At 54.5% G+C, this 13256-nt stretch carries 12 protein-coding genes; 3 read left to right on the forward strand and 9 right to left on the reverse strand.

Going from position 1 to position 13256, the window contains the following annotated elements; translation table 11 throughout:
• Positions 1-48 precede the first annotated feature (48 nt).
• Positions 49-2619, forward strand: a complete 2571-nt coding sequence (locus ABCO64_RS05090) for a U32 family peptidase (RefSeq protein WP_253456666.1) — start codon at positions 49-51, stop codon at positions 2617-2619.
• Positions 2616-3254: a type I 3-dehydroquinate dehydratase gene (locus tag ABCO64_RS05095; RefSeq protein WP_253456661.1), complete on the forward strand. Its 639-nt coding sequence runs from the start codon at positions 2616-2618 to the stop codon at positions 3252-3254. The genes ABCO64_RS05090 and ABCO64_RS05095 overlap by 4 nt, the downstream gene beginning before the upstream one ends.
• On the opposite strand, the gene ABCO64_RS05100 is transcribed toward ABCO64_RS05095, so the two are convergent.
• The 8 genes from ABCO64_RS05100 to ABCO64_RS05135 are packed head-to-tail and all read right to left on the reverse strand — an operon-like array spanning position 3238 to position 11018.
• On the reverse strand, positions 3238-4233 hold the full coding sequence (locus tag ABCO64_RS05100) for a chorismate synthase (RefSeq protein ID WP_253456658.1): 996 nt from the start codon (positions 4231-4233) through the stop codon (positions 3238-3240). The genes ABCO64_RS05095 and ABCO64_RS05100 overlap by 17 nt on opposite strands.
• On the reverse strand, positions 4230-5573 hold the full coding sequence (gene aroE / locus ABCO64_RS05105) for a shikimate dehydrogenase (RefSeq protein WP_253456655.1): 1344 nt from the start codon (positions 5571-5573) through the stop codon (positions 4230-4232). The genes ABCO64_RS05100 and aroE overlap by 4 nt, the downstream gene beginning before the upstream one ends.
• Positions 5555-6835: a 3-phosphoshikimate 1-carboxyvinyltransferase gene (gene aroA / locus ABCO64_RS05110; protein ID WP_371922848.1), complete on the reverse strand. Its 1281-nt coding sequence runs from the start codon at positions 6833-6835 to the stop codon at positions 5555-5557. The genes aroE and aroA overlap by 19 nt, the downstream gene beginning before the upstream one ends.
• Positions 6835-7626, reverse strand: coding sequence for a prephenate dehydratase (locus ABCO64_RS05115; protein WP_253456649.1), 792 nt, complete (start codon positions 7624-7626; stop codon positions 6835-6837). The genes aroA and ABCO64_RS05115 overlap by 1 nt, the downstream gene beginning before the upstream one ends.
• The gene (locus ABCO64_RS05120; RefSeq protein WP_253456646.1) at positions 7620-8462 is read right to left on the reverse strand and encodes a prephenate dehydrogenase/arogenate dehydrogenase family protein; all 843 of its coding nucleotides are present in this window, start codon (positions 8460-8462) and stop codon (positions 7620-7622) included. Before ABCO64_RS05120 ends, ABCO64_RS05115 begins: the two co-directional genes overlap by 7 nt.
• Entirely contained in the window at positions 8452-9438 is a 987-nt protein-coding gene (locus tag ABCO64_RS05125) for a 3-dehydroquinate synthase II (protein ID WP_253456643.1), read from the reverse strand. The genes ABCO64_RS05120 and ABCO64_RS05125 overlap by 11 nt, the downstream gene beginning before the upstream one ends.
• Positions 9435-10220 (reverse strand): 2-amino-3,7-dideoxy-D-threo-hept-6-ulosonate synthase, encoded by a 786-nt coding sequence (locus ABCO64_RS05130; protein WP_253456640.1) that lies wholly within the window; start codon positions 10218-10220, stop codon positions 9435-9437. Before ABCO64_RS05130 ends, ABCO64_RS05125 begins: the two co-directional genes overlap by 4 nt.
• Before the next feature lie 3 nt (positions 10221-10223).
• Entirely contained in the window at positions 10224-11018 is a 795-nt protein-coding gene (locus ABCO64_RS05135; RefSeq protein ID WP_253456637.1) for a 2-amino-3,7-dideoxy-D-threo-hept-6-ulosonate synthase, read from the reverse strand.
• Between the two features lie 360 nt (positions 11019-11378).
• Here ABCO64_RS05135 and ABCO64_RS05140 point away from each other — a divergent pair, with 360 nt between their 5' ends.
• Positions 11379-12716, forward strand: a complete 1338-nt coding sequence (locus tag ABCO64_RS05140) for an MFS transporter (RefSeq protein WP_253456633.1) — start codon at positions 11379-11381, stop codon at positions 12714-12716.
• A 63-nt stretch (positions 12717-12779) separates the two neighbouring features.
• Here the strand turns inward: ABCO64_RS05140 and ABCO64_RS05145 are convergent, their stop codons facing one another.
• Positions 12780-13148 (reverse strand): hypothetical protein, encoded by a 369-nt coding sequence (locus ABCO64_RS05145; protein ID WP_253456630.1) that lies wholly within the window; start codon positions 13146-13148, stop codon positions 12780-12782.
• Positions 13149-13256 lie beyond the last annotated feature (108 nt).

Genomic DNA, 13256 nt, shown 5'->3' on the forward strand with positions numbered 1-13256 from the left:
CATCCTCTGAGCACCCTTTCTTTATCAGTTGTTGCCGCCTATCTGTTCATGATGACTCCTCGATCCGGCATCCCCGAACTGCTCGCACCCGCAGGCTCGCGTGAGGCATTCGAGGCTGCTGTTGCAGCAGGAGCAGATGCCGTGTACCTCTCGGGCAGGCGGTTTGGCGCACGTGCGTTTGCAGATAATTTTGATGATGACGCACTTGCCAAAACCATCCGGGATGCACATGCCCGGGGTGTCCGGGTGTATGTCACCGTCAATACCCTCATTCTGGATGATGAACTTCCAGCTGTTGCCAGTCACCTCGTTGCACTCTTCAGGATGGGTGTCGATGCGGTTCTCGTCCAGGACATGGGCGTCATCAGGCTTGCACGCGAGATTGTTCCGGAACTGCCGCTCCATGCATCCACCCAGATGACGATCCATTCAGCTGAAGGAGTACGGTATGCAGCCCGGCAGGGGATCAGGCGTATCGTCCTTGCCCGTGAACTTTCACGTGAGGAGGTCAGGGACGTCACGGCATCAGCAGCAGCTATCGGGGTCGAAACCGAGATCTTCGCCCATGGCGCCCTCTGCATGGGGTATTCGGGCCAGTGCCTCCTCTCGTCTGTCATCGGTGGAAGGAGCGGGAACCGCGGGAGATGTGCCCAGCCATGCAGGCGCCTCTATGCACCGGTCATTGGAGAGACAGACAATGTGGGCTGTATACTGCAGGATAGAACAGCAGAAGAGCAGGCAAGCTATCTCCTCTCCCCCCGTGATCTTGCTATCTACCCGCGATTACCAGAGATCCCGCCTGTTGCAGCAGTCAAGATCGAAGGAAGAATGAAGTCTCCGGAATATGTCGCCACCATCACCTCCCTCTACCGGCAGGCACTTGATGCCATCGCAGACGGCACGTTCAGCCCTGAAGAAGACGACCTGCTCCCTGCATACTACAGTTTCAACCGGGGCTTTACCCGGGGCCATCTCTTTGGTGCACTGGGCCCGACCTTCCTCTCGGAAGAGAGGCCCCACCACCGGGGTGTCTCCTTTGGGATTGTCCAGTGGTACGATCGGATGCGCAGCGAGGCTGTCATCGGCGATCTCAGGGGGGCAAAACCTGAGATTGGGGATGGTATTGTCTTTCTCTATGGCGGCGAGGAGGATGTCGGGTGTGAGATCAGGCAGACGGTGAGAGAGCGGGACGGGCGGGTCAGGATACCTGTTCCCTCACCTGTCAGGAGAGGTGCTGTTGCAGCAATCAATAAACGGGCATCTGTTGAGCGGGCAGCAGCAGATCTGATCGCATCCTACCACCATGGGGGAGGGAAAGAGATCCCTGTCATCACCTCGGTTGATCTAGAGAGCGATCACCTCCGGCTCTCGGGGCTGATCACCCTGCCGGGAGGAGACCGGGTAACAATATCCGCAGAATCAGAATCCCCGATGGCTGCGGCAGTCAATAAACCACTTGCCACACACACCATTCTGGATCTCCTGCACCGGACCGGCGATACACAGTTTGTGCTTGAGATAGAAGCTGTTGAGTACGAGGGCGATCGCTTCCTTCCGATCAGGGAGATAACAGCATTGAGGCGGAGGTTCCTTGACGAGGCATCTGATGCCATGATCCGGGCACAGGAGCCGGACCAGCAGACAATTCTCGATGCCGAAGCACGGCTTTCTGATTACCTGAAGAGAGAAATCCCGCAACAGGGAAGAGAGCGGGTGCAATCCCCGGCATCTGTTGCGGTCTATGCAGGCACACTCCAGCAGGCAGAAGGTGCAATCCGGGGTGGCTGCAACCGGATCTACTATGAACCCGATCTCTCTCTCTCATCCTGTGGAGGGAGGATTGTGACAGACCCGGGCGGCTGGCAGAGAGCGGTTCTTGATGAGTTCAGACAACTTATTGAGCTCTCTTCAGGAGACAATATTGCCATTTTCTGGAAGTTTTCTGATATACCAGGGAAGCAGTTTCTGGACTGCGCACTCAGCATCCTGCCTGAGGCAGTCAGCATCGGTATCCGGGGCGTCATGGCCGGCAGTCCGGGAATTGCAGAGGCTGTCCACACTATTGCTCCTGGTATTGAAATTGCAGGTTCATCTGCTCTTAATATCACTAACCATGATGCATTTCAGGAGGTATCAGATCTCTTTGGATCAATTGCCCTCTCCCGGGAGCTCAGGCTAATTGATCTGGTGACGATCGGATCGCGGGTTGATGGATCAGTTGAGTTCTTTGTGCAGGGCCTTGTCCCTGCAATGATAACAAAACAGTGCATTGCCCGTGGACGGCATCCCTGCCCGTCCGGTGCTGAAAAGAGGCTCATTGCAATCCGTGACAGTACAGGAAAAGCGTTTCCGGTCAGGGTGGATTGCGAATGCAGAACCATTATCTCCAATGCAGTTGAGACCTCTCTGATAGACCATCTCCCTGCCATCATTGATGCAGGCGCTGCGGTGCTTGCAATTGAGCTTCGGGGCAGAACCAAAACCTATGCAGAAACCGTCTGCCGCGCCTACAGGGATGCCCTCAATGGCGGCGATATCACCCGGCTGAAAGAAGAGATAAAGAACGTCTCATGGGGCGGGATCACAACCGGCCCGTTCCTGAAAAGGGATCTCGCATGAACTATATCATATCAATTCATACACCTGACAGAATCGAACCGGCAGCAGCAGAGAAGCCATATGCACTTGAGATCCGCCTCGATCTGATGGATCCTGTTTCTCCGGAGAGACTTGGGGTGATCAGATCCCGCATTGATACACCAATCCTCCTGACACTCAGAAGCAGGGAAGAGGGAGGCCGTTTCCAGGGTGATGCCGATGAATGGAGAGCTATCATATCCCCACTGCTGGCATATGCGGATATGGTGGATATTGAGGAGCGGTTCTCGCTCCATGCAGGGTGGGTTCGTTCACAAGGCAGACAGATAATAGCCTCCTATCATGCTGACCGGATGCTCACAGCCGGTGAATTTTTCGATTGCGTCCGCAGGCTCAGATCATTTGGTGATATCCCAAAGATTGTGCTTGCCCCGGGAAACGATGATGACGCTGTCACCCTCCTCTCCTGGCTGGTGGCATCAGAAAAGCCAATTGCTGTCTCAATCATGGGATCCGGATACTCCTGGCTCAGGCCGGTCCTGCTCCTGCTGGGATCACACCTTGCCTTCTGCCATGCAGGAGATGAGACAGCAGCTGGCCAGTTCCATATCAGTGAGATGAGAGAGGCTCTCCGCCTTCTCAAAGGAACCCGCTGAACCGCTCTTTCATCAGGAGTGCATCCATCAGGACAAGCGCGAGCATGCACTCCGCAACCACAAGAATTCGTGGCACAATGCAGGGGTCATGCCTCCCTCTGATGCGGATCGTCGTCTCGTCTCCGTTTTTATCAACCGTCTGCTGGGGCAGGGCAACAGACGGTGTCGGCTTGACTGCAACCCTGATGCGGATCGGCTCACCACTGGATATCCCCCCGAGGATACCCCCGGCATGGTTTGTTGCAAACCCGGACTGCATGAGCGGATCATTCATCTCACTCCCATACATCCCGGCAGCAGCAAAGCCTTCGCCTATCTCAACGCCCTTGACAGATCCGATACCCATCAGTGCACCGGCAATCGATGCATCGAGTTTGCCAAATACCGGATCCCCAAGCCCCGGCGGGCAGCCGTATGCATGCACCCCGATGATCCCGCCAACAGAATCTCCCCGCTCCTGGGCAGCTAGGATCTCAGGTTCAAACAGTGCGGGATCACTGTTCCCGTGTATCTCGCAGATATGGCTCGATACAGTTATTCCCCTGAGTTTCAGGCACTGAATAGCAACAGCCCCCGCCGCCACGCGTGCAGCAGTCTCCCGGCCGGAACTCCTCCCGCCGCCCCGGTGGTCCCGGATGCCGTATTTCTTCTCATAGGTATAATCGGCATGCCCGGGCCTGAAGATATCACGGAGCTCCTCATAATCGCTGCTCTGCTGTGCAACATTTCTGACCAGGATGGCAACCGGCATTCCTGTCGTCTTTCCTTCAAAAACTCCTGAGAATATCTCAATCCTGTCTGGTTCCGGCCGGGGGGACATTGTCGGGCCGCGGCCTGGCCGTCTCCTCTCCATAAGGGCCTGTATATCCTCTTCAGCGAGTGCAATCCCCGGTGGACAGCCATCGACAACAACACCAATCCCCGGGCCGTGGCTTTCCCCGAATGTGGTAACCCTGAAGAGGTTGCCATATGAATTCATGATGCCATCACCTCCCGGATACGGTTGATATCAGGAGTAATTCCGGTAAGAAGCTGAAACTGTGCCGCTGCCTGGTGTATAAACATCTCTGTCCCCGGGATAATGGCACACCCGGCTGCCTTAGCTTTTTTCAGAAGAGGAGTCAAAGGCGGCGTATAGACGAGATCAAAGACCGTAACACCGGGCTGAAGCACCCTCCCTGGAACAGGGAGCTCATCTTCATCCTTCATCCCAAGGGGTGTGGCATTGACGATCAGATCGGCTTTCTGTATCTGATCAACTGGTGCTGCGCTGCATCCGAACCGCTCTGCGAGCGCCTCGCCACGGCGCATGTTCCTGTTGATGATTGTGACATCCATAGCAAGTGCCTGCAGCGCATACACAGCCGCTGCTGCAGCCCCGCCAGCACCGATCACAAGGGCATCAGATCCTTTCAGGCCGGAAAGTGGCAACTGGATCCCGATCCAGTCGGTGTTATGGCCATAGAGCGTTCCGTCACAGGAGACGACCGTATTGACCGCGCCAATGGCATCACAGCCGGCATCAGGCCTGTCAATTGCGGATATCATCGTCTCTTTGAACGGGATTGTGACAGATAGCCCTTTCGCCCCTGCTGCCTGCATCATACTGACTGCATCCAGAGCAGAGTCTGCCTGGAAGAAGAGGTATCGGGCTGGTATTGAGTACTCAGGGAAGAGTGTATTATAGAGATGCGGGCTTCTGCTGTGTGATACCGGATTTCCGGTGATGCCAAAAAGCTGGGGGCTCTCTATTAGATCCTCTATCGCACTGGATCCGATCCGACTCATCACTGATCCAAAATCATCAAGGCTTCGTGCAGGAATGCCGCCGGATCTGTTGATCATCTCTGCGACATCCCTGGCAGTCTCTCCTTTCGTATTCAGGCAGATATCTGCAAGCCCACGGTAGAGAGGGCCACGGATCTCCTGAAGATGGCGGATCTCCCCTGTCGGGTCAAGTGAGGTAAGAGGAGGCCGGCCCCCTCTGCGTGTCCGCTCTTCCAGAGTTTCTGGATCTGCAGTCAGGTGGATGATATGCGAATCGCGCCTCAGCATAAGACGGTTCCTCTCATCCAGCACCGCTCCACCCCCGGTTGCAATCACAGCAGGGCCCCGGGGAAGCCTGCTGATAACGGTGTGTTCCATCTCCCGGAACGCCTCTTCACCTGATGATGAAAAGATCGCACCAATAGAGCACCCTGCTTCCTTCTCTATGAGCTTGTCAGTGTCAAAGAAGGGGAGAGCCAGTTTTCCTGCCAATATCCTGCCAATTGTCGACTTGCCTGTCCCACGAAGGCCGATTAAGATGTACCGCTCCATAATCCTGCACCCCGCAGTATACCCCAGAAATCAGGGAATGATTTTCCGACGCATTCAGCGTCCCTGATACTGACGCCACCAATACCAAGACCAAGTACTGCTCCACTCATGGCTGTCCGATGATCATCCTCTGGATCAATTACCCCTCCATGGAGATTGCCCGGCATGATCCGGATCGCATCACCTGATACAGGTGCCTGGACGCCGACTGTGCCAAGCACCCTTTGGAGGGCGAGAATCCTGTCGCTTTCCTTGTACCTGAGATGTGCAATGCCTCTGATGATGGTCTCTCCCTCTGCAAACGGGGCAACAGCTGCAAGTGTCTGGACAGTATCCGGCATTGCCGTCATGGTGCAGTCGATTCCTGCAAGCCTGTCATGACGGCTGATCTGGTATCCGTCATTGAATGGCTGCAGGCTGCAGCCCATATCCCTGAGGAGGAAGGGGAACTGCCGATCACCCTGGGGTGAGTCCGGGTTCAGGTTTGAAACCCTGACCTCACCCCCACAGACAGCACCAATTGCAAAGAAGTAGGATGATGATGAATAATCCCCCTCAACCCTGTAGATTCTGCCCTGGTAAGCCTGGCCGGCTGCCACCTCAAAGGTCCTGTTGTCAGGTGCAGATGAGGATACCCCAAATGATGCCATCAGGGACCTGGTAATCGCAAGGTAACTCTCTGACACGAGCTCTCCATCAAGAGTGACTGATATATCGTCCTCAGCATATGGTGCTGCCAGGAGAAGCGAGGTGACAAACTGGCTGCTCTCAGCAGACGATATGGTCACATCCCCACCCCTGAGGGTACCTGAGACCTCTATTGGAGGATATCCAAGCTCTCCAAGACAGGTCACCTCACCCCCGATGCTGTTTAAGGCAGATACCAGGGCTCCTATCGGCCGCTTGCACATCCTTTTGCTCCCTGTCAGGACAACCGGCTGATCGGCAAGCAGTGCAACCGATGCCAGAAGACGCATGCTTGTCCCGGAGTTTTTCATATCCAGCACCACACGGCCGCCAGGCCGGAGTTCGCCGCCAGTGCCCTCGATCCAAACTCCTTCCTTTCTCTCTTCACACGCAACACCAAGGCTTTTCAAGGCCTTCAGGGTCAGCAAGGTGTCTTCGGCAACGAGTGGATCCTCGATGAGAGACTCACCTTCAGCAAGTGCAGCTGCGAGAAGGGCACGGTGCGTATAGCTCTTGGATGGCGGGGCCTTCACTGTAAGATGCACTGGATTTGCTTGTTTTTCCAGTGTCACAATCATCCTGGCACCTCGAGGGTCGGGTAGCAGCCAAACTCCCTGATCGGCACGCTGGCCCTGAGTTCAGTAAGTGCATCCAAAAAACCTGGAGCAGCCTCAAAATCAAGGAAGAACCGGTATGTTCCGATACCCCGGCCTGCAGGCCGGGACTCGATCCTTGAGAGATTGATTGAACGTTTTGCAAACGGGGAGAGGAGCCTGTGGAGAAGGCCGGGGATATCCTCACTGGGATCGATTAATATGCTGCACTTGACCGGATCGCGTCCGGTATATGCCGCATCTTCGATCCTGATAAACCGGGTGGTATTTGATGCATTATTCTGGAGGTCACGCATAATAATTGGGATCTGGTAATGAGCAGCAGCAGCACCCGGTATGACTGCTCCCGCATCAATCTGATCCCTTGCTTCTATTGCACTTGCCGCATTGCTGCTTGTATGGACTATCGGGATGGCAAGGCGATCAAACACCTCGCTGCACTGTTCATGCGTCTGGGGATGGGCATATATCACCCTGATATCCTCTACTTTTGAATGTGATGCAAGATGGTGATGAATGGGAAGATAGTATTCACCGGTTATCCAGACACAATAGCGGCAGAGGCAGTCGAGTGTTGGCCCGACACCGCCTGCTTCACTGTTTTCCAGCGGGACAATGCCAATCGCCTCGCCACGTTCTGCCATGGCAAAGACCTGTGCAATCGTTGGAAGGAGGATCGGCTCTTCCCCGTAGAGTCGGAGTGCAAGTTCATGGCTGAATGTCCCAAAGGGCCCAAGCGCTGCTGCTACCATTCCTCCACCACCAGGTCAAGCAGCTTATTTGTGAGCGGGATGGCATCTTTTTGCATTGGCAGTACAAAGGTGCTGTCTGCCTCAAACTCCTGCCTGAACTCCTCTTCACCCTTGTCCCGGATACAATCTCCAATCTCTTTCATGGAGCTGATATAGGTTCTGATCACCAGATCCAGATCCGGGTTGCCAAGGAGCATGCCTCCATAGAGGTCAGGATCCTGTGCGAGTGTCCGTGCCATGAATGCAAGTGATGCATGGGCATTCGGGGTGGCAAACGGGAGGAGATCAGGTATCCGGAGATTCATGATCCTGAGCGTATGGGCAAGGCTTATGCTCTGGACATGAACGAGCCCCTGCATAATCGCCATTGCCCTGTCATGCTCTTCAGGAGAGGTTTCATGCAGATGCATGCCTGCGGCCATACATATCCCGGAAAGCCAGGCATGTGTCCTGTCATCTGCACGAACCGGTGTCATGATCATCTTCTGGCCCCTGAGTGTTGCCATATTCGGCCCAAAGAGCGGGTGAAGCCCGATCACCTGTGCATCAGACTCCATCATGGCAGCAACCGGCATCACCTTCAGGGAGGTGAGATCAGCTATCAGCTGATCAGGTTTCAGAACGGGTGCAATATCCCGGATGACGGCCTCTGTTGCCTGGATGGGAACAGTGACCAGCACAACCCCTGCTGCTTGTGCGAGGGCTCTGTATTCTTCTGCTGATGCTCGTCCGGTCACCTCAACAAGGCAGCCCGCCTCTTCAAAGATCGCCTGGAAGAGCCGGCCCATCTGACCGGTTCCACCGATGATAACCACGTTTTTTCCGTCATCTCTCAATGATGGTCTCATCAATTGCAACCCCGAAATGCCTGCCTCCTGTGGTCAGGTAGCCAAGGATCTGATCCCCTTCCCGCAGATCAACGACACTGATACAGTTGCCGTCTTCCCCGACAAGCCTGACGGTCTCGGCGTTCTGGATAACAGCAGATGCAACCGCCCCGTCCCGTTCTGCCTCGATGAGCAGCATGGGCCGACGCTCAATCTTTACCCTGCCAACCGAAACCGACCTGCTCTTCCCATCAGCTGCAACAGAACTGCCGGTCTGCCCTGCTCCTACCTCGGAGAGGTACCGGGTCTTTCCATCCGGTGCGAGGAGGTACATATGAACAGCTCCTGCATTCACCCTGAAGGGTCTCGGTGATACATAGGGGTTCTCCAGCGTTTCCGCAGCCACCAGAAGCAGCGCTGACGAGGTATTCCCAACAAGCATCCCTTCGCTCTCATTGAGGAGTGAGCAGGTATCAATACAGACCCGATCACCCACGCCAACGGACCGGATCCCGGTCACGGTCAGGGAGACGAGCGGGACGGTCCCACCATCGCCTTCCAGAAGTGCTGCAACAGATCTGATCTCGCCTGGATCATCTGATACCAGGAGGATGCCGCCGACCCCTTTCTCCAGTATGCCAAGCGCAAGCGCTGCTTCCTCTGCATCAGTCACCTCGGCGATTACCTGATCACTTACCGCTACAAGGTTCTCAAGCGGGATGACGGTCCAGTCGGTGGTCCTGACAATGACGCGGCCGTGTTTTGCATAGTCTGCTGCCTGCTCTTCTGTTGCCTTATCCGAGATTTCGATCCTCCGGTAATCCCTCCCCTCGATGAGATCACCATCGGGCGAGGCAATGGGTATCCGGGCAAGCCCTGCAGCCTGCTCTTTTGAATCAAGGAAGAGTGCCGTTGCCCCGCCTTCTATTGCGGCCAGTGCCGCCTCCTTCTTCCAGGGCGATATCTCAACCCAGAACTCCTTCATATGAGATCCCTCTCGATAGCTGCGGGCTTCTCCCTGCCATGAACCACCCGCGTGATGGCATGGACAAACTCGGTTGTATTGGTACGCTGGAAGGCATTGCGTCCCATACAGACCCCTGAACACCCTGCCCCAACAGCATCATCAATCATCCTGAGCGCATCCAGATCACCGCCCTTCTCGCCCCCGGCAACCAGCACCGGAACTGATGAAGAAGAGACGATCCTCGCAAAAGCCTCACTGTCCATCGGGTAGTTCGTCTTGATCAGATCTGCTCCAAGCTCTTCAGCCACACGCACACAATGAGCAACAGCCCCTGGATCATGCGGTTCAATGCCTTCGCCTCTTGGGTAGATCATGATTAAAAGTGGGATTCCCCACCGGTTGCAGTCACGCGAGACGGTTCCCGCTGCCTCAATCATATTCGATTCCTGTGGTGCGCCGAGATTGATATGAATCGAGACCGCATCTGCGCCGAGCGTGATCGCCTCCTCGACTGTGCAGATCAGCACCTTGTCGTTTGGATCAGGGTTCATCTGGGTGCTGGCAGAGAGGTGGATGATTAAACCGATATCCCTCCCCCTTCGGCGGTGGCCTCCCCTCACCATCCCTTTATGGAGGATGATGGCGTTTGCTCCGCCTGCACTCACATTGTCAACGACTGCCTGCATATCCATCAGTCCTTCAATCTGTCCAAGGGTGAACCCGTGATCCATTGGGATTATCACTGTTCTCCCGGTATTTCGATCCATTATCCGTTCAAGCCGGATCTCTTTTCCAATCATGATTCAACCTATCCCTACTATTTCACGAGCCTCGTCAGCTGACCGCTCCTCCATCAGGACCATGCGTGCGGCCCTGAGGAAGGCTGCCGGGTCCGGATGCTGGAAGACATTTCTTCCAATGGAGATTCCTGCTGCACCGCCAAGCATTGCGCCTTCAATCAGGTCAAGCATCGCTGCATCGTCGGTCTTAGATCCGCCTGCCACAACCACCGGGACACTGCATCCTTCTGTGACCTCACGGAATGAATCGGGATCTCCGGTATAGACGGTCTTGACGATATCCGCACCGAGTTCAGAGGCGACACGGGCAGCAAGTTTCACGTACTCCACATCATTTTCATCTGCGATCTTTCTCCCCCTTGGATACATCATCGCCAGAAGAGGCATTCCCCATTCCATGCATTCTATGGCAATCCTCCCGAGGTCATGTATCATTGATGCCTCGGAATCCGCACCGATATTCACATGCACCGATACGGCATCTGCACCCATCTTCAGTGCATGGGTGGGTGAATTGACAATAACCTTGTTATTTGGATCCGGGCCAAGCGAGGTGCTGGCAGAGAGGTGGAGTATTAACCCGATATCCTCACCTGATCGCCTGTGTCCATGGAGGGCAAGCCCCACATGCCCAAGCACTGCGGTGGCTCCTCCTTCTGCAACCGCATCAACTGTGCCGCAGAGGTCGATCAAACCCGGTATCGGGCCCTGGGATACCCCGTGGTCAAGCGGGACAATGATCATTTTGCCCGATCTCCGATCCATGATACGTTCCATCCTGATATCCTTACCATACATAGTATAATCACAACCTTTTGACGCCCTTGAACGGATGAATGTATTCCGTTCGCTCCAGGCGTATCAAAAAAACCAATAAAATGGATAAAAAGCCCTGGCTGGAGGGTTTGCGTTTAAGAAATCGTCTGCGGATAGTAAAGAAGCTGCGCTACCAGTGATAAAAGCATTCACCGGCAAAAAAACATCCACCACGCATTACTACTATGATTGACACCATTTCTATAAATACCTGTGGGTGGCTCGCTCCGTGGCATTCATACTTGGTGATGGTGAACGTGTACGTAGCGGAAACTATGTTGGTGGGAGGGTTAGGCGATCAGACAATCCGGCAATGAACGTTCACGGCTCCGAATCATCCTGATGGTCTCGACTATCGGGTCATTTCTGACTCCCCTGATCGGATCCATGGTGGTGCTTGCCCTGCCGCAGATGGCAGCAGAATATTCTGCAAATGCCATTCTGGTTGGATGGGTGCCAACGATTTACATCCTGGTAACGGCGATGTTTCTCATCCCTATCGGGAGGATCAGCGATATATATGGAAGAAAGAAGGTCTTTCTTGCCGGGATTCTGATCATCGCGCTCTCCTCGTTCTGTGCCCCGTTTTCACCATCATTTCCCTTCCTCATCGCATGCCGGGCACTGCAGGGGATAGGGAGCGCCTGCATCTTTGGAACATCGGTTGCTATCGTCTCCTCGGCATTTCGGAAAGAAGAACTCGGCAGGGCTCTTGGGATAAATGTGACAGGTGTCTATGCCGGTCTTGCGCTTGGCCCGCTTATCGGTGGTCTTCTTACCCAGTATCTTGGATGGCGCAGCATCTTTTTTGTCATGGTGCCGGTCTGCATCCTGATCACTATCATTGTTTGCCGGTTCATTCACGAGGAGTGGATTGATCCCAAATCCCCGCAATTTGATCTCCCTGGCAGTATACTCTATGCAACTCTCGTCTTCTTCGGAGTCACCGGCATCACCATGATCACGCAGCCAGCAGGGGTCATTGCACTCTTTATCTCACTCATCCTGCTTGCCGTCTTCATCCGCCATGGCATGCGGACACCGTTTCCGGTTTTTGATCCCCGGATATTCCTGCAAAACCGGGTCTTTGCCCTCTCAAATACTGCAGCCCTGATCAATTACAGCTCCACGTTTGCAATCTCCTTCCTTCTTAGCCTCTATCTCCAGATAGTGAAGGGGTTCTCTCCACAGTCTGCAGGCCTGATACTTATTGCCCAGCCATTGATGCAGGTGCTCTTCTCACCATGGGCCGGACGACTCTCTGACCGGTATGAACCAGGCATTGTTGCATCCCTTGGCATGGGATTAAATGCACTTGGTCTCTTTGCACTGTCGTCAATTACCGGAGAAACAGGGATTTTGATGCTCATTATGGCTCTCCTCTTCATCGGGTCTGGCATGGCCCTCTTCTCCTCTCCAAATACAAATGCGGTGATGCGATCGGTTACACCAGGAGAGTATGGCGTTGCATCAGCCACCATGGCTACCATGAGACAGGCTGGAATGGCGTTCTCAATGGGTATCACACTCTTCCTCTTCACAATCTACATCGGGCAGGCTGAGATCGGGCCCTCGGAGGCTGCCGCTCTTGTCTCTGCCCAACAGGTGGCTTTCTGGATCTATGCCCTGCTCTGCATCGTGGGTGTTCTGATCTCCCTTGTCCGGGTCCGGCATCCCTGAAGTATGCAAAGGAACCAGTGAGAGGCGGGCCAGGGGATCATATCCGGCAGCTCAGAAAAGCTACTATACCCTGCCAAGAAGGCGTCTCGTATAATCTGTTGCAAGAAACATAACCCCCTGCATCCAGACAATAAGAAAATCGCGTGCAACCGCAAGAAGTGACTCATCGGGAAACTGGGCGTTCCTGACATTCCGAATTGAGTAGTAGGCTAAGAGCAGCCAGATGACTGCAACCGAGGACTGGCCGATAACCGATATCCAGAGGCCCAGTGATGCAAAGATGAAGGAGAGAGAGAATGCAAGCAGGCTTGTAAAACTCGCGGTAAAGAAGTTGACCACAGCACCACGATGGAGCACGTCCTGCAGCTGGGGCAGCAGCATGACTGCCAGAAGGAACGTGATGATCGTAATTGCAATATCCTGCCAGGCCATATATTCTCCAGGTGAGATAAGAGATCACTCTTCTCTCAAAAAACCAACCAGTACTCTTGACGTCCATCCATATGAAGCAGATCAGGTTTCTGGTGTGAGAATGCCGGA

The sequence above is a fragment of the Methanocalculus natronophilus genome, from assembly GCF_038751955.1.
GTDB lineage: Archaea > Halobacteriota > Methanomicrobia > Methanomicrobiales > Methanocorpusculaceae > Methanocalculus > Methanocalculus natronophilus.

Coding starts and splice junctions, on each gene's coding strand:
- ABCO64_RS05145 (WP_253456630.1), bottom strand. CDS start 13,148: ATGGCCTGGCAGGATATTGCAATTACGATCATCACGTTCCTTCTGGCA.
- ABCO64_RS05135 (WP_253456637.1), bottom strand. CDS start 11,018: ATGTATGGTAAGGATATCAGGATGGAACGTATCATGGATCGGAGATCG.
- ABCO64_RS05115 (WP_253456649.1), bottom strand. CDS start 7,626: ATGGTAGCAGCAGCGCTTGGGCCCTTTGGGACATTCAGCCATGAACTT.
- ABCO64_RS05095 (WP_253456661.1), top strand. CDS start 2,616: ATGAACTATATCATATCAATTCATACACCTGACAGAATCGAACCGGCA.
- ABCO64_RS05090 (WP_253456666.1), top strand. CDS start 49: ATGATGACTCCTCGATCCGGCATCCCCGAACTGCTCGCACCCGCAGGC.
- ABCO64_RS05125 (WP_253456643.1), bottom strand. CDS start 9,438: ATGAAGGAGTTCTGGGTTGAGATATCGCCCTGGAAGAAGGAGGCGGCA.
- ABCO64_RS05140 (WP_253456633.1), top strand. CDS start 11,379: ATGGTCTCGACTATCGGGTCATTTCTGACTCCCCTGATCGGATCCATG.
- ABCO64_RS05100 (WP_253456658.1), bottom strand. CDS start 4,233: ATGAATTCATATGGCAACCTCTTCAGGGTTACCACATTCGGGGAAAGC.
- ABCO64_RS05130 (WP_253456640.1), bottom strand. CDS start 10,220: ATGATTGGAAAAGAGATCCGGCTTGAACGGATAATGGATCGAAATACC.
- aroE (WP_253456655.1), bottom strand. CDS start 5,573: ATGGAGCGGTACATCTTAATCGGCCTTCGTGGGACAGGCAAGTCGACA.